The organism is Leptospira fluminis, assembly GCF_004771275.1.
Taxonomy (GTDB): domain Bacteria; phylum Spirochaetota; class Leptospiria; order Leptospirales; family Leptospiraceae; genus Leptospira_B; species Leptospira_B fluminis.
Window position 1 is genome coordinate 37,536 of record NZ_RQEV01000012.1, and the last position, 16,193, is coordinate 53,728.

Consider the following 16,193-nt stretch of genomic DNA (forward strand, 5'->3'; position numbering starts at 1 on the left):
TTTCGATTATACCCGGTAGAATTCCAAATTTTCGCGTAAGGGATCGGGCAGAGAGCCGATCGCGTTGATGTATTTCTTATAACGGTTTTCCAATTCCGTGAACTTTCTGGTCCGTATATTGATGAACCGGTTGTTGATCTCGCTGAATGCGGGCATCTTGGCGACTTTTTCCCGGATCGGCCTGGCAAACGGGATATGCCGATAAAAGATTCCTCTGACGACGCGATTTAAACGTTGCACGCTTTCCGATTCGTACTTGATCCAAAGCTGATAGTCGTTCGCGAAAATATCCCTTTCGTTCCTGAATCGTTTGAATTCCGCGGCCAACTTCTCTTTTACTTCGATGGAAAGGTCTTTGTTCTTTTTATAAAATTGAACGTAGTCCATATAGTCCGCCGTAATGGACGGGTTCCCGACGTTATTCCACTCGGGACCCAAGATCGTCTTGCAGAGTTCCCAGCGGAAGGCCGCAAAAGCGTCGATGAGAAGGGACTTTAAATCTCCCTGGACGAAGATGGGGAGAACGATGCGTCCGCGACTCTCTTTGGACCCGGAACCTCTGTGGACCGACAATTCTTGCCACATCATGACTTTGCTTCCGATCGAGGGAACGATGATGAAATCCGGGATGATGGATCTTTGCACGAATTCCTTATTGATTCCCAGTTCCGGGTTATTGTAGATCACTTCCCTGCTAAAGACGGAAAAATCGACTCCCACGATCTCGTTGATCGCGTCCGTAAGCATCTTTTTGGAGACGTACGCTTTTCCTAGGGGGATTTGGGAATGGTATTTGGTCAAAATGGGGAGATACGTCGCAAGAGATCCCGTCGTGAGTCTCACGTTGGATTCGTACATTGCGGCGAATTCGAATTTTAGACGCGCTTCCGGATTGTCTATATCCGGGGGAAGATCGGACTCCTTTTTGAAACTCGCGTTCCTATTGTCCATTTTCACCTTATCGAAAAAGTTCTGTCCTAATTCGTCCAACGAAGTCGGGGCTTCGCGCCTATAGATCCTTTCCAGCCATTCCTGTCCGTAATGGATAGGAATGGCCGATGGAGGCGAGATCGCGTCCTTGAAGGTGGACATGAAGACCAACTGTGAATCGTCCAATAAGGTTTCGTCAAAGAAGCCGTACTTCAACATAAGATCCACCGGCTTAGGAACGTTCTTATTGGAGTTGAGGTATTTCTGAAAACATCCGGCATAAATATCGAAATAAATCTTAGTGATCAATCTACGGAGCTTTCTGGTATCGTTGTCGGATTCCAAGGGGTTCTTTAAGGATTTCAACTTCACCATTAAGGCGGAGAATTCCTTAACCGCTTCCCCGCCTAAGCCGGAATACTGTATGATCATGGAGGCGGAATTCTGAAGTTCCTTCCGGATCGCGGCCGCATCGGCGGAGCTGTCGACTCCGATGGAACCGTTCGACGAAGCGGCGGCGGAACTCCCTTCGTACTTCTTGGCCAGGCCCGCCGTTTTTTCCAGGAAGGATTTGATATTCGGAGAGGGAGCCGGCATGGGCGATCCGAATAATGCCTGGTGTCCCGCTAATGCCTTCTCTATTTTTTGGGAGATCGCCTGTAATACGGGCACGACGAATTCGGGAGAAGACGACGCGTATCCGTTCGCGGTCATGTCCAGGATGAGGTAGAATTTTTCGGTGAGACTCTCTTCTCCGCCGATCAAAAAACGGAGCGCTTCCTCCAATTCTTCCAGGATTCCCTTTCCGTTTTCCGTGAGTTCGCTTTGTACTTTGCCTAATTTTTCGCAGACATAAGAAACCATGCTCGGATCGGGAGCGAATAATTGGGCCAAGAGATTCGGATCGGCCAGGATCAGTTTCCGCAGAAAATTGAATTCCTGGTCCTGGAACTCCAACTCTTCCGGGTAGTATTTCAACAATTGTTGGGAGTGCTCCTCGTCCAAATAGGTCGCGGTGGGTCGTTCCGGTAGGATTCCTCCATTTTCGAAATAATTCTTCAGATTCTCCCGCGACAATCTCAGGATAGGATCCACGATATCCGCGCCCGGCTCTGCAATCGGTTGCCCCGGTTTGATATCCGGAAAAACCGCAGGATTGAATTGGTAATACAATAAGGAAAGATTATCGTTCGTTTTTGCCAGATCGGATGAGATCTTGCGGAGTTGGTTCGTTCTCTTGAAAAGTTCCGTGATTTCGCGCAGGAGAGAGCGACCCACCATGATTCCTAGGGAAGGGCGTGCAGCCAGAGATTTGGACACCGTTGACGGAGACATAACATACGTGGATAAGACGCATTCCTGTTCCGCGAAGATGGAATACGGATACCTTCCTCCTGAAAATAAGGCGGAGGCTCCGGGAGTCAAATTCGCACCGGAGAGTTTGAAGAGCTCCAATTTTCTCCCTTTCGGACCCTCGGCGACGTACCTCAATCCTCCGCTATGTAAAACGTTCAGAGAGTTTACCGGACTGCCTTCCGGAAAAAGGATGCTGCCGGCGGGGACGGTTACTTTTTGATTCGGAACACTTGTATCTATGGCCATAAGTTCGTAAAAGAGAGCAAATTAAGAAGAAAACAATCCTTCACCGATACGGGAAACTCTTTTTCTAGGATCGGATCTAAAATCCCCTGATCCTTGCCGGATCCTGAATTTTGTCTCCTCCAAAACGGATTCTTCGGATCCGAAGGGAAGCCCTCTACTGCTTGACTGATTTCGTACCTCCCCGAATGCTCCTAAGCGACATGAAGAAATTGGACGCGCTCTTATCCGGATCTAAGATCGGAATGTTGACGAATCAAAGCGCATACGGATGGGAACACGACTATCATTTCCGAACGATCAAGGCGAAATACGGACTAAAAAAATTATTTTTGCCTGAGCACGGACTGTTTGCGGAATTGCAGGACCAAGTCTCCGGATCTTCCCTTTCCTACAATCTAGGGGACACTCAGATCTTAAACCTGTACGGAGACGCCGAAGAAAGTCTGGTCCCTTCTCCGGAATCTTTGGACGGGTTGGATACGATCCTAATCGATATCCGGGATGTAGGCGCAAGATACTATACCTTTTTAACCTCAGCACTCTATCTCTTGCAAACCGTGGATCGAAAAAACCGCGAAGGTGGACATCGGATCAAGGTCGTGGTATTCGACTCGCCCAATCCGGCGGGGAGTAAGGTGGAAGGGAGTCCGTTAGAGGAAAAGTATTCGTCCTTCGTCGGGATTCCCGGCGTGCCGCATAGGCATGGATTGACCGCAGCCGGACTTTTGGAATTTTATAAGGATACGTTCGGGTTGGATTTCGAGTTTTACTCTTTCGGAAAGATGTACAGCAAAAGTTACGATCCGTTTCTTTGGGTTCCTCCCTCTCCGAATATTCCCTCGTTTACGACGTGCTTCGTATATGCTGGGCTATGTCTATTGGAAGGTACGAATCTTTCGGAAGGGAGAGGAACGACTCGTCCTTTCGAAACTTTCGGAGCTCCGTATTTGAACGATTCGGACGAACGATTGCGCAAAACGTTGGAAGAACCTCAGAAAGGGGTCTTTCGTTTAAGGCCGCTCCGAATGATTCCAACCTTCCATAAACACGCCGGAAAAGTATGCGGAGGATTTCAGATATTGCTGGAGAAGCCTTCCGAATTTCATAGCCTCTTGTTCGGGCTACATCTATTACGTACTCTGAGGGAATTTTATCCAGTCGATTTTTCGTATCTGAAAGGGCCTTACGAATTCCGTTCCGATCTTTCCGCGATAGAACTTCTGGTCGGAGACGATTTTTTACTAGGTTACCTGGACGGGAAGCGCTCCTATTTGGAGGCGGAGGAATATCTTTCCGAAAAGGAAAGCCTCTGGAGAAAGGAAACCAAGGCGTATCGTAAATAGGGAACTAAAGTTGTTCCAATTTTTTTAGCAGATTCGATTTTTCGATTTCCGTTCCGCCGAGCGAAATCGCTTTTTGAAGATTCAGTTTGGCCTTCTCCGAGTCCATACTTGAATAAAGTTCGCCTAACAGAATATGATAATAGCGATTTTCTTTTAAGTCCAATTTTTCGGCTTCTTCTATCGCTTCCTTTTTTCCTCTCGCTTTGGAAAGAGCGTAAGTACGATTTAGTGCCGCCATGGGGGAATATTCGATTTGGAGAAGACGATTGTACAGCTGCAATACGTTTTCCCATTTTTCGGAACTATCCGATTTCAAAGTGTGCCAGTAGGCGATTCCCGCTTCGAGATGATATTTCGAAATCCCGGAACCCGACGAAGCGCGATGCAGAAAATGAATTCCTTTTCGGATCCAATCCGAGTTCCAAAGGGAAGGATCCTGATCCTCGTATAGGACTAGTTCTCCGTCCCGGTTCGTTCTGGCTTCGAGTCTGGAGGAATGAAAGCACATGAGGGAAAGTAGCGCATATACTTTAGGTTTGTCCGTGATTTTGTTCTCCGCCAGAATACTGCAAAGGCGAAGCGCTTCGAAACAAAGTTCCTTTTGTACTGTTCTTTCCGCGCTCGAGGAGTAATAGCCTTCGTTGAATAGCAGATAGATCGTCGCGAGGACCAAGTCCAATCTTTCCTCGATTTCGGATTCCGTCGGAAATTCTATCGGTACTTTCTCCGCTCTAAGCTTTTCCTTTGCTCGAAATAATCTTTTTTGTATCGTTTCTTTGTTCGTTAAAAACGCATTCGCGATCTCTTCGATTCCGAATCCGCAGAGGATTCGAAGGGAAAGTCCCACTTGTGCCGCCGGAGGGATCGTCGGATGGCAGATCGCGAACATCATTTGAAGTTGGCTATCGTTGATGTTTTGCGGAGACAGATCGATTTCTTCTCCAGAATCCGAAATCCTATCGACCATATTCGGAAGGACCTTGTTTCCGTAGATGGAGTTCCTGCGAAGATGAGTTCTTGCTTTGTTTTTTGCCACCGAATAGAGCCAAGCCGTCGGATTCGGAGGAACTCCCCTGATTTTCCAGATTTCCGAGGCTGCCGCAAACGTATCTCCGGCTATGTCCTCAGCAATTTCGATTTCGCTGAAACCGAAGCGCTTGCATAGCACGGAGATGATTTTACGATATTCCGTCCTGAATAGGTGAGGGATGAGCTCGTATTCGTTCATGGCATCCTCAAAGAATATCCGGAGAAAAGGTTCAACTCGGGTCGTGCGCCGCCGAAATCTCCCTGACTTCCACACTATTTCCTTCCCCGTTTAAAATGGGACATTTTTTAGCGATTTCTAATGCTGTTTCCAGATTTTCCGCGGAAATTACGATAAAGCCGGCCAAAGATTCCTTGATTTCCACGAACGGGCCGTCGATTACGATCCCTCCCGACTTTACCACCTTTCCTTCTTTGGAAAGACCGGTCCCGCCTCTGAATTTGTTCTGAGCCGCGATGCCTCCGACCCAATCTTGGTATTGCTTCATATAAACCTGCATCTGTTCCGGGGAAGGCTGAGCTTCCTTGGTGAGCAAATCCAATCGCATCAATATCAAATATTCTTCCATTTTCGTTCTCCTCGATCAATTTCCGGACGGACTTTTTCTTTGCAGAAAATTGCGGACTCGGTTTCGGTACTCGTTAGGATTCTTTTCCCAGACGGATCCATGTTCTCCCTTTTCCAAGAGCCAAACCGTCTTCGGCCCTTTGTATAGGGTCGCCAATTCTTCCGTGTGACGGTAAGGCACTATTTTATCCTCCTTGCTGTGAATAAAGAAAACGGGAATTTTTCCCGGCATGCGTAAGGAATTCGCGGGGCTGGAGATTCCGTCGAATTTGCCTCGAACCATAGAGACTTCCAACAGAAATTTTTTAAACCATTCCGGAATGAATTTGGGAGCGGAGGAAGTTTCCAAGATCAGACGTCTAAAATCGAACATCGGATTTTCCGCAATCACTCCGGAGAGTTCGGGCATCTCCGGTATTGCGGTTAATATGGAGGAAGCTCCCACGGAAGATCCGAGCGCATATACTTTGGAATATTTGCGGGAAAGATAGAGATAGATTGAAATTACGTCTCTCGATTCCCTTTCGCCATAAGTCAATCCGGGCATAACGCAAGGGGCCTGTCCGTGACAACTTAAATCCACCGACAGGACGTCGAGATTCAAGTCGAGGAAAAAGCGAACGTATCGGGTCATTTCTCTTCGATCCGAGCCGCCTCCGTGAACGAATAGAATTACTCCTTGCGGTTTCCCCCCTCCGTTTTCCGCGGTTCGAACGAACCAACCGGGGAGTTCGTATCCGTTTAAGGAAGGAAACGTACCTTCCTCGAATCGGAACTCCCGAGTCTGAAGAAGATTTCCGCAACCTTTCCCCCAATGTTTTTCCGTTTCCGGATCGCAAACGGACCAATTTTTAGAAGCGTTCCTCCAAACCGGAAAAAGCAATTCGCTACTAGCCGACCAAACCGAAGCAAGTATACCTATGCAAATAAGGGATAGAACGAGGACGGAGATCCAAACCAAGCGGAACTTCATGACCGTTTATCCTTGGAAGAGAACCGTAAATTTTTCATATTGTTACTCCTAGTTCGAAGAAGGAGCACAGATGTGCGCGGCCTTTCTCCGAGGGTTTTCCCGTATATCCACCGGAGGCGGAGAAACTGGACAAAAAGGAGAAAATTTTTGGAAAAAAGAAAGGGCGAATCGATCCGAATCGGGAATTTTATTTGCAGGAGCTCCAACAAGAAAGAATTCCGAAAATCGCTTTACTAAATAGAAAATCCGTGATAGGCAATCGGCGTGGCGAGCGAATGCAGGTACCACCACACCGGCCCCCACCCAGAGTAGGGTGGGGAACCTAAACCTTCTCAATCCTCAGACGCAGAGTCTCTTCCTTCCTTCGAATCTGGAGTTCAAAGTCCCGCTCTTTCGCCTTTAAGAAGTTTTTCGTAATATTCGTCCAAAAGTTCGATTTTGGGATTTTGCAATCCGGCGGCAGATTCCGAACGGATGCTTCATCCGCTTCGTATCGAAAGAATTCCGTCTTTCCCGGTAGGATCGTTTTCTCGGGAATTTTCCACTCCTCTTCCAGGCAGGAAAGTCCGGAACTCGTGGAAATTTTGCCGATAAATTCGGTCTGCCGATCCGGATATCGGATTTCTTTTCCGGAAGAATTGGTCATAAAAAGGAAAAAAACGGGGACTTCCTTTCCGCCTTCTCGGTCCGCGGAGACGAGAATGCGGATCTCCGAATCCTGTGTCGGCTTGGATTCCTTTCTGCCCGTAAAGGCGAGCGGGTTGATCAGTCTGGCAACCACCGCAAAAATGAATAAAAGCAGGATCAGATCCAGGAATAAAATGAATTTCGTCCTCGATCTTTCTTTTCCTTTTTTTTGGACCTGCTTCAAAAATTCCCGGAATTCTTCCGGAGAGCGGGAGTGATATCCTTTAGCCATGGAAAAGTACCTTACGGATATTTTTTCGAATTCTGCCGGCAGTCGGATGTCCTTCCGAGACTTCCGCAGCGGAAGCGAATAGGCTTAAGGAAAGTCTAACCGCTTCCGGTATATCATGCCCTCTAGACAGGAAGAATGCAAGCATTCCGACGAGCAGATCTCCGGTTCCCATCACCGCCAACCTCTCGTCTCGATGGGGCCAAAAATACGAATCTCCTTCCGGAGTGCATAGTACGGAAACGTCGCTTTTTAAAAGTACGTGGCAATTTCTTTCTCTTGCCCATTGTGCCGCTTCCTTCTGTCCTTCCAAGACATGAGAACAGGCTCTTCCGACGACTTTAGACCATTCTCCTAAATGGGGAGTGAATAATATGTTCGGGCCCAATCTGGTACCGGAATAAGGCAGGATCGCTCCCGCATCCAAAATTACGGGAATTTTTTCCGGAAGTGGATGCGTCGGGCAATCTTCGAGGGAAAGTCCCGGACCCAGAGCGAACACTTTGGCTTTTCCGGCAAAGCCTCCGAGAAACGGATTCTCTCGAGCGGAAAAGGATTTTACCATTAGGGAAGAATCCTTTTTTAAAACTTTTTGAAGCGTAACGGAGGAAGGGGTTCGGATCAGGGAAATTCCGCCTCCCGCTTCATGGAACGTTAAGACGGAGGAGAGGATCGCTCCCGCCATCCCTTCCGAGCCTCCCAAAAAAACGGCCGAACCGTTGGAGTATTTGTGGGAATCCTTTTTTCGTTCGGTTCGTTTCCTAAGTTCCTTCTTACTCGCTCGGACCAATACTTTCTGCTTCGTCGGGAATTCCTTTCGTAGAAAACCGATCGGATGAAAGGTCTTTTCTCTCGCGGGAGCGCCCAGAAATAGATTGGTTAATTTAGGCACTCCTATTTCGGCTAACGCATCGGAGGGAAATGGTTCGGGACTTCCCGGGTAAAATCCGGAAACAGTGTCCATGCTGAGTACGAAACATTCCGAGGAGGCGTCCGATTTTAACTTTCGGATTTCTTCTACGATTCTTGCGATTTCTTCGGAAAGAGGAGGATGAAAACCCGTGCCTAAAAGAGCGTCCACCACCACTTCTTTCCGATTCCAAGTTTCGGCTCGAAACTCCTCTATAGGAAATAATTTCGCCCCGGAGCCGGAGCAGAGTTCCTTATAAAAAGAGGTTTCCTCGGAAAGGTTGCCGTTTTTATAATATACTCTGCAAGGGATTCCTTCCGCGGATAAAAAGTGGGCAAGGGCAAAGCCGTCCCCGCCGTTGTTTCCGGAGCCGCAAAGTAGGAGGGCCGACCCGGCTTTTTCGAATTTACTTTTCCAGGTTTGAAAGATCGAAATTGCCGCAAAACCCATGAGGAGTCTGGAAGCGGTCCCTCTCTCCGAGACGGAAAGTCTGTCCAACTCCCTGCTTTCCTCGTCCGTAAATAGGGATTCGCATTTCATCCGTTCTTACTTCCATTTATGGATTTCTAAAAAGCCGGATCGGATTCTGACGGAGTAGATCTCGTCGTTCGCATCCATCCAAGTCTCTCTCCAGAGTCCTCTCGGAGGCGGATAATTCAGACGTATATTGTTGACATGGTTTCCGTCGTCGTCGTGAACCTGGAGTCTCACCGAATTTCCTTCCTCCGCTTCTGTTTCCCAAACAAAGAAGTTATCGTCGTTTAGAACCCAATAAAGGGTTTCCGACGGATCTTGGATATCCTTGATAGGGAGGATTCTCTTGGTTTCCCAGTCGTAACGATAAATCTTTCTTCCCTTAAATCGACCTGATTTCGCTTCGTAAAAACTGAAGGAAGCGAGCGCATAATCCCCTTCGGAATGAGATAGGATCGTGTCTATGTACCAAGTGCTTCCATCGGAAGCGGAATGGACCATGTCTTTAAAGTCGCTCGAATCCAGTTTTCGTTTCACCTTTCCGTTCTCGTCAAAGACGGAAAGCCGCATTTCTCCGTTGGAACGATGAAAAACGAAGAGAAGATCGTTCTTTCCTGTTTCCATCCGCTCCACGTATCCGAAAGGAACAGAACCTCCGACTCCGTCCGAATAAATTGTCTGTACGAGTTTTCCCGAATCGTTGATTTTTAATATGACGGAAGGCAGAGCTTCTTCCGCATCCGTCCGAAACTCTCCTGATTTCTTCGTGAATATATTCTCGGGCGCTTTGTCCTGCTTTACGTCTTCCTTGGAAATTCTGGATTGAATAAAAACGTCTTCGCTAGAGGATACTGCGACGAGGCCGATTCTGCCTAATTTCACATTGTGGATTCTCAACTTTTCGACGCCCTTCTCTTTGGCATTGCCGATCAGGAATTTGAGTTCTCCTTCCGTATTGAAAACTTTGATCAGGGATTGTTCGAAGTCGGGAACATACATCAATCCGGAGGCGATCGCAATCTGGTTCGGAATATTTGTAGGAACCCGATTGACTATATTCACTTGCAATTCCTTTAAATCTTTTCCGAGCTTGATCCTTCCGTATAGATAAGGATTGTAATCGTCCACCCGGAATTTGGAGCAGTCGAATGCGCAAAAAAGGACGGAAATCGAAAGGAAGGAAAGGAAATATCGGTTCTTTTTTTTGTTTTTGGAAAATTGGAGCATAATTTGGGGCTGGCGGTCAAATACCGACAGCCGGAGCATAGGTTATTCAAGATTCCAATTAAAAAAGGAAATTCTGTTTTTTCTGATTTTTTTTACGATTCTTTCGAAACGAAATTCGAAAATACCGACTTCGATTCCAGAATGCCGGATTCTCTCTCAATCGCGACCTGTTTTGTTGGAAGAAAACCGCTCCGCTTCCCGCAGCGTACCCCCTAAAATTTACTTTACACTAGGGCTTGGCCCAAATACTTTGAAAGGATATCGGGAACCAACCCATAGTTTGGGTTATACAAATCGAAATTCGGCTTCAGAAAACCGGGTTTCGGTGGTAGACATTCCGCCTAGGGCGGGAGAGGCGGTTCAGAGACTCTCTGTAAGGCCGGCACTTGACAGTCAGTAAGGAAACGATCGATTCGATCCTAGAAAGTATCCTGCATGCACCAGTTAAGTTGTACGCACTCATGGTTAGCCAAAGGCCCAACCATACGCTGATCGAGGTAGAGTTGGATCACCTCGAACACCCGTACGGTTCTGTCAGCCTTCTGGAATGTGAGCAAGTTTCCAGAAAACTGAATGAAGAGTTGGAACGGATCTCCCCAGATCTGAACTATACTTTGAAAGTTTCTTCCGCGGGTGCGGAAAGAAAGCTGGAATTGCCGGGGGACTTGGACCGGTTTCGCGGAATTCCTGTTCGGCTGGTATATCGGGTCGAGGGGGAACGAGGCGAGAAAGAAGGGATCTTTAAAATCCTGGATAGGCAAGGGGACCGATTGGTTTTGGAACCGTTTTCCAAACGTAAAAAAGGAAGCGGGAAAAAAAGGGAAGCCTTCCTGGAATTGAAGGATATACTGAAAGGAAATTTGTACGTAAGTATTTGATTATGGCAGTAAAGAAGAAAGAATCCGAAGGCAATCTGTTGGAGGCGATCCAGCAATTTTGCGCCGATAAGTCCCTGGACCGGGAAGCGGTTATGGGAGTCATACGGGACTCTTTGATTACGGCCTACAAAAAGAAGTCCGGGCTGGACGGATTGGATGATAGCGAAAACCCGATCAAGGTGGAATTTGCTTCCAATAACTCCAATAACGACGGGGATAACGTAGTCATAGTGGTTCCGCGCAAGGTAGTCGATACTCTTCCCAAAGACGGTTTGGAAATCTCCGTCGACGACGCCAAATCCTCTCATCCGGATGCGGAAATCGGTCAAGTATTAGAATTTAAAGAAAAGCCAATGGAGCTTTCCAGGATCATTTCCAGCCAAGCCAAGCAGATGGTTTTCCAGCGCCTTCGGGACATGGAAAAAGAACTGCTTTACGAAGAATACAAGGCGAAAGAAGGGGAGTTGACCCACGGTTATTTCCAGCGCTGGAAAAAGGACGCCATGTCCGTAGACTTGGGGAAAGTCGAAGGGATTATGCCCAAAAGAGAGCAGAATCCGGGAGAAAAATACCATAGTGGGGATAGGCTGAAAGCGATCATCCAAAGAGTAGAACTCAGGCCTCGGGAACCGATCCCCGTGATCACCCTTTCTAGAGCCTCGGCCGATTTTGTTAAGAAATTATTTGAAATGGAAATTCCTGAGATCTACGACGGGCTTGTCGAGATCGTGAACGTGGCCAGGCAACCGTCCATTCGCACCAAGGTAGTGGTTCATGCGACCCGAGGGGATATCGATCCCGTAGGTGCATGCGTTGGGATGAAAGGAGTCCGGATCCAGTCCATAGTGCGGGAACTCGGAAACGAGAGAATCGATATTGTCCAATATTCCAATGACCCTGCGGAATTCATCGCGAACGCGATTTCTCCCGCCAAGCCTTTCGACGTGAAAGTAGATACCCAAGGAAGAGAAGCCATGGTGATCGTTCCGGAGGAACAACTTTCCTTAGCGATAGGAATCAATGGATCGAATGTGAAGCTAGCTTCTCAACTGACCGGATACAGGATCGACATCAAAACCATCGCGCAGTACAACGAGGAGTTTTCGTCTCCGGAAGCCCGCGAACGACTGGAAAAATTGTTCAGTCCTCCCGTGGAAGAGGAGGAAGATGACGGTGCTACTCCGTTGGAGGATTTGCCGGGGCTGTCTGCCCGCTTGATCGGGCTCTTGCGGAGTGCCGGAATCAAGGACGTAGAGGCGTTAATCGAGATCAGCCAGGATGATTTGGCAAAACTTCCAGGCATCGGTCCGACCACCGCGACTCAAATTCTCAAGATTTTGGCCGAATCAGTGGAGTGGGTGGAAGAGAGTTGATCTCTTTTCGATTGCCGTAAGTCTGTAAGGAACCGTAGGGCACCTGTAGAAGACCAGGAAATTATATGGAAGATAAGAATAAGACAATCAAGGAAAAGCTCCAGGGTTCTGGTGACGCCGGCAAGAAGAAGAAACTGGTGATTAAGAAGAAGTCGGAAGAAAAGACTTCTTCTCCTTCCCCGGCTAGAAAAGAAGCCGCAAGCGAATCTCCGGTGAACCAGAGACAATCCTCAAATCCGAACTCAGGCGCGACCTCCCATCCTCGGCAGCAGCAAGTACCTTCTTCTCCGAAGGAGTCGCAGCATTCGGAACCGAGGCAGGAACGACAGGATTTTCCTCCGTCTAAAACTTCTTCCTCCCCAGCAGGAGATCATTCCGGTGGCAGATCTCCTTTCCAAAAAGAAGACAATAATATCATCGTTTCCCGCCCGAACCAAAGGCAAACCTATACGGGCCCGAATAGTCGGGATTCTTCCTCCGATACTTCTGGCGGCGGCTACCGTGGAGGGTACCAGGGTGGTGGAGGCCAAGGCGGCGGTTATCGCGGTCCCGGAGGCGGTCAGGGAGGCCAAGGCGGTGGCTATCGTGGAGGTCCCGGTGGCGGCGGCCAAGGCGGCGGTTATCGCGGTCCCGGAGGCGGTCAAGGTGGTGGCTATCGCGGAGGTCCCGGAGGTGGAGGCCAAGGTGGCGGTTATCGTGGTCCCGGAGGCGGTCAAGGTGGTCCCGGCGGACCAGGTGTAGCCGGTCCTCCCGGAGGAGAAGGCAGGGGAGTCCTCGGTCCTTCCAATAAAAAACGCAGCGGCGGAGATAAGGAAAAGTCAGGAAGATCGGAAGCGTCTTTCGGCACGGAAAATTCCAAATTCTTTAAGCAAACCTTTCGCAAGCAGAAGGGAGGCGGTCCGACCGGCGTTTCCGTTCCTAAGGAAATTACTTTATTAGAAAATGTTCAAGTTGGCGAACTCGCCAAGAAAATGAACCTGAAACCCGGAGACGTCATCGGAAAGCTCATGAAAATGGGTATGATGGTCACGATCAACAATATCATCGATGCGGAGACGGCTTCTATTCTTGCGGACGAATACGGATGCAAAGTCAAGGTCGTTTCCCTCTATGAAGAAACTTTGATCGGAGAGGAAAAAGATAATCCTGAAGATTATATCCACAGACCTCCAGTCGTTACGATCATGGGACACGTAGACCATGGTAAGACGAAGTTGTTGGATACGATACGTAAGTCTTCCGTAATCGATACGGAATCGGGTGGAATCACCCAGCATATCGGCGCCTATCAGGTGAAAACCGCAAGAGGCGAGATCACTTTCTTGGATACTCCGGGTCACGAGGCTTTTACTTCGATGAGGGCCCGAGGCGCGAAAGTAACGGATATCGTAATCCTGGTTGTTGCGGCCGACGACGGAGTCATGCCCCAAACTTTGGAGGCGGTTTCCCACGCTAAGGATGCTAAGGTTCCGATCATCGTCGCCATCAACAAAGTGGATCTTCCTGCGGCCAACCCGGATAAAATCATGCAGGAATTGGCCAATCATGGACTCCAAGCGGAGGATTGGGGCGGAGACACGATGTATTGCAAGATTTCCGCAAAGGAAAACATCGGGATCGACAAACTCTTGGACGCTGTGCTCTTGCAGGCCGAAGTATTGGATTTGAAAGCCAATCCGAAACGCAGAGCGAAGGGAACCATCGTGGAAGCGAAATTGGATCCGGGTAGAGGAGCCGTCGCCACGGTTCTGATCCAAAACGGAACCTTGCATATCGGAGATCCTTTCGTCGCGGGAGTGTTCTCCGGTCGCGTTCGTGCGATGTACGACGATTACGGTCATCTCATCAAGGAAGCGGGACCCGCTTTTCCGGTTCAGGTGACCGGTTTGGACGGAGTTCCCGACGCGGGAGCGCCTTTCGATGCGATGGAGGACGAAAAGGAAGCCAGAAATATTTCCCAACACAGAATCGAGTTCGAGCGGATCGGAAACGCCGGTGCCGCCGGATCGAAAGTGACTTTGGAAAATATGAACGAGTTCATCAAGCAAGGCGCTTTGAAAGAACTCAAGGTGATCATCAAGGCGGACGTTCGAGGATCTGCGGAAGCGATCAAGGAAGCCTTGGAAAAACTCTCCACTCCGGACGTAAAACTGAACGTCATCCAATCCGGTGCCGGTGCGATCGTGGATATGGACGTGATGCTCGCTTCGGCTTCGAATGCGATCATCGTCGGTTTCCATGTCAGAGCGAATCCGAAGACCATCGCCTTGGCGGAAAAAGAGGGAGTACAGATCAAATACTACAGCATCATTTATCAGGTTGTAGATGAGATCAAAATGGCCATGGAAGGACTTCTCGAACCCGAAAAGATCGAGGAAGTCATCGGGACCGCCGAAATCCGGGAGATCTTCAAGGTTTCCAAAATCGGAAATATCGCCGGTTGTATGGTCACGACAGGAAAGATTACGAAAGCTTCCGGAATCCGCGTGATCAGCGACGGAGTCATCGTATTCGACGGAAAACTCAAATCCTTAAGACGGTTCAAGGACGAGGTAAACGAAGTCGTGAACAATTTCGAATGCGGTATTCAAGTGGACGGCTTTAATGATTTTAAAGTCGGGGATACGATCGAAGCATACACGGTAACGGTGATCAAGCGGAAGCTAGACTGAAAGGCGGTTATCTTTGAGTCCGATCCGCAAAAGAAAAATCGAAGCGGAGACGGTCCGAACCGTCGCCATGATGATTTTGACGGGTAAGGTCAAGGATCCTAGGGTTCATATGGTTTCCGTCCATCGTTCGGAACTTTCCGAAGACGCAAGGTTTCTGAACGTATATGTCACTTCCATCGTTACTGACAAGAAAAAGGAAAAATTGCTCGCAGGCTTGAACAGCGCTGCGGGTAAATTTGCCGCCACTCTTTCTACGAAACTGAATCTGCGGGTAACTCCTAAGATCCATTTCGTTTGGGATGAAGAATATATCCAGGGTTTAGATGAATCCCTTCGACTTACGAGAAAACCCACAAATCCGGACTGAAATCGGTTTTTTGCTGCTGGACAAACCGGTAGGAATGACTTCCTCCGATTTGGTCATAAAAGCCAAAAAATCTTTGGGACTGAAAAAGGTCGGTCACACCGGTACTCTGGACAAGGCCGCATCCGGTTTGATGGTTCTTCCCATCGGTTCGTCCACTAGCTTTTCCTCTCTATTTTTGAATAAGGACAAGGAATATATCGCCGAAGTTCAATTCGGCTTTTCCACCGATTCAGGCGATCGGGAAGGTCTTGTCTTGGAAGATTGGGAGGAGTCAAAAATAAAGGATTGGTATTCGGAGAATCGCTCGAAACTGGAAGGAGTCCTATCCGAGGTTCCGAATTGGGAGGAACAAATCGCGCCGGAGATCTCCGCCTTGAAAGTGCAAGGCAAGAGGAGAGCTCAATTGTTCCGGGAAGGCGTGGACGTACCCCCCAGCATTCGAAAAATCAAAATTTACGAGTTTTCTGTTAAGGAAGTGGGTGCGACCGGTATGTCCTTTCGGGCGAAAGTTTCGGGCGGAACCTATATCAGAAAGCTCGTGATGGACATCGGCAATGCCTGCGGCTTACCCATGAGCCTGCGATCTTTGGTCAGAACCAAAGTGGGAAAATTGACTCTGGAGCAGGCGGATCATTTTCCCCGTCTGGAGGAAAAGACCGTCAAAATTCATCCACCGGAGGAAATTTTGGACATTCCTACATTGGAAATTCCCGGAACGGAGATCCGAGACGTATTCCACGGGAAGAAGATCAAATTAGAATGGATTCCTGCCCAAGAATTCCTGTTGACTTCTCCCGAAGGGGAGATATTGGCCTGGTGCAAGAGAGAGGGACTTCCTGGCAGTTTGTCCTATAAATATTTAAAAGTCTTTCCTAAAAATTAGCTTGGACGCCCAGCCCTGGCATCTAAAAAT

The 16,193-nt window shown here is 48.5% G+C and carries 13 protein-coding genes; 6 read left to right on the forward strand and 7 right to left on the reverse strand.

The annotated features are described in order from the left end of the window. Positions 1–6 precede the first annotated feature (6 nt). Entirely contained in the window at positions 7–2,532 is a 2,526-nt protein-coding gene (locus tag EHO61_RS12125; protein WP_135813858.1) for a Crp/Fnr family transcriptional regulator, read from the reverse strand. Positions 2,533–2,732: 200 nt separating this feature from the next. Between EHO61_RS12125 and EHO61_RS12130 the strand changes: the two genes are divergently transcribed. Then, on the forward strand, positions 2,733–3,875 hold the full coding sequence (locus EHO61_RS12130; protein ID WP_135814208.1) for a DUF1343 domain-containing protein: 1,143 nt from the start codon (positions 2,733–2,735) through the stop codon (positions 3,873–3,875). 4 nt (positions 3,876–3,879) lie between these two features. On the opposite strand, the gene EHO61_RS12135 is transcribed toward EHO61_RS12130, so the two are convergent. The 6 genes from EHO61_RS12135 to EHO61_RS12160 form a co-directional block, all read right to left on the reverse strand. Further along, on the reverse strand, positions 3,880–5,103 hold the full coding sequence (locus tag EHO61_RS12135) for an RNA polymerase sigma factor (RefSeq protein ID WP_135813859.1): 1,224 nt from the start codon (positions 5,101–5,103) through the stop codon (positions 3,880–3,882). 31 nt (positions 5,104–5,134) lie between these two features. Beyond that, positions 5,135–5,491, reverse strand: coding sequence for a YciI family protein (locus EHO61_RS12140; protein WP_135813860.1), 357 nt, complete (start codon positions 5,489–5,491; stop codon positions 5,135–5,137). A 15-nt stretch (positions 5,492–5,506) separates the two neighbouring features. After that, positions 5,507–6,463 carry an alpha/beta hydrolase gene (locus tag EHO61_RS12145; protein WP_135813861.1) on the reverse strand — a complete coding sequence of 319 codons (957 nt, stop codon included), beginning with the start codon at positions 6,461–6,463 and terminating at the stop codon, positions 5,507–5,509. Between the two features lie 322 nt (positions 6,464–6,785). After that, entirely contained in the window at positions 6,786–7,382 is a 597-nt protein-coding gene (locus EHO61_RS12150; protein WP_135813862.1) for a hypothetical protein, read from the reverse strand. Further along, the gene (locus tag EHO61_RS12155) at positions 7,375–8,829 is read right to left on the reverse strand and encodes a bifunctional ADP-dependent NAD(P)H-hydrate dehydratase/NAD(P)H-hydrate epimerase (protein ID WP_135813863.1); all 1,455 of its coding nucleotides are present in this window, start codon (positions 8,827–8,829) and stop codon (positions 7,375–7,377) included. Before EHO61_RS12155 ends, EHO61_RS12150 begins: the two co-directional genes overlap by 8 nt. Positions 8,830–8,835: 6 nt before the next feature. Further along, the gene (locus EHO61_RS12160; protein WP_246032116.1) at positions 8,836–10,029 is read right to left on the reverse strand and encodes an LIC_12708 family protein; all 1,194 of its coding nucleotides are present in this window, start codon (positions 10,027–10,029) and stop codon (positions 8,836–8,838) included. Between the two features lie 410 nt (positions 10,030–10,439). On the opposite strand from EHO61_RS12160, the gene rimP reads away from it, so the two are divergent. The 5 genes from rimP to truB all read left to right on the forward strand — a co-directional run bounded on the left by rimP (position 10,440) and on the right by truB (position 16,163). Then, entirely contained in the window at positions 10,440–10,868 is a 429-nt protein-coding gene (gene rimP, locus EHO61_RS12165; protein ID WP_246032142.1) for a ribosome maturation factor RimP, read from the forward strand. Between the two features lie 2 nt (positions 10,869–10,870). Next, the gene (nusA, locus tag EHO61_RS12170; RefSeq protein ID WP_135813865.1) at positions 10,871–12,241 is read left to right on the forward strand and encodes a transcription termination factor NusA; all 1,371 of its coding nucleotides are present in this window, start codon (positions 10,871–10,873) and stop codon (positions 12,239–12,241) included. A 65-nt stretch (positions 12,242–12,306) separates the two neighbouring features. Further along, complete coding sequence (gene infB / locus EHO61_RS12175) at positions 12,307–14,913, forward strand: translation initiation factor IF-2 (protein ID WP_135813866.1); 2,607 nt, start codon at positions 12,307–12,309, stop codon at positions 14,911–14,913. A 13-nt stretch (positions 14,914–14,926) separates the two neighbouring features. Next, positions 14,927–15,280, forward strand: coding sequence for a 30S ribosome-binding factor RbfA (rbfA, locus tag EHO61_RS12180; RefSeq protein ID WP_135768394.1), 354 nt, complete (start codon positions 14,927–14,929; stop codon positions 15,278–15,280). After that, complete coding sequence (truB, locus tag EHO61_RS12185; RefSeq protein ID WP_135813867.1) at positions 15,237–16,163, forward strand: tRNA pseudouridine(55) synthase TruB; 927 nt, start codon at positions 15,237–15,239, stop codon at positions 16,161–16,163. Before rbfA ends, truB begins: the two co-directional genes overlap by 44 nt. Positions 16,164–16,193 lie beyond the last annotated feature (30 nt).

Excerpts from the sequence above, each read along its gene's own strand:
- EHO61_RS12125 (WP_135813858.1), bottom strand. The coding sequence starts at position 2,532 with ATGGCCATAGATACAAGTGTTCCGAATCAAAAAGTAACCGTCCCCGCC.
- EHO61_RS12130 (WP_135814208.1), top strand. The coding sequence starts at position 2,733 with ATGAAGAAATTGGACGCGCTCTTATCCGGATCTAAGATCGGAATGTTG.
- EHO61_RS12135 (WP_135813859.1), bottom strand. The coding sequence starts at position 5,103 with ATGAACGAATACGAGCTCATCCCTCACCTATTCAGGACGGAATATCGT.
- EHO61_RS12140 (WP_135813860.1), bottom strand. The coding sequence starts at position 5,491 with ATGGAAGAATATTTGATATTGATGCGATTGGATTTGCTCACCAAGGAA.
- EHO61_RS12145 (WP_135813861.1), bottom strand. The coding sequence starts at position 6,463 with ATGAAGTTCCGCTTGGTTTGGATCTCCGTCCTCGTTCTATCCCTTATT.
- EHO61_RS12150 (WP_135813862.1), bottom strand. The coding sequence starts at position 7,382 with ATGGCTAAAGGATATCACTCCCGCTCTCCGGAAGAATTCCGGGAATTT.
- EHO61_RS12155 (WP_135813863.1), bottom strand. The coding sequence starts at position 8,829 with ATGAAATGCGAATCCCTATTTACGGACGAGGAAAGCAGGGAGTTGGAC.
- EHO61_RS12160 (WP_246032116.1), bottom strand. The coding sequence starts at position 10,029 with ATGCTCCGGCTGTCGGTATTTGACCGCCAGCCCCAAATTATGCTCCAA.
- nusA (WP_135813865.1), top strand. The coding sequence starts at position 10,871 with ATGGCAGTAAAGAAGAAAGAATCCGAAGGCAATCTGTTGGAGGCGATC.
- infB (WP_135813866.1), top strand. The coding sequence starts at position 12,307 with ATGGAAGATAAGAATAAGACAATCAAGGAAAAGCTCCAGGGTTCTGGT.
- truB (WP_135813867.1), top strand. The coding sequence starts at position 15,237 with ATGAATCCCTTCGACTTACGAGAAAACCCACAAATCCGGACTGAAATC.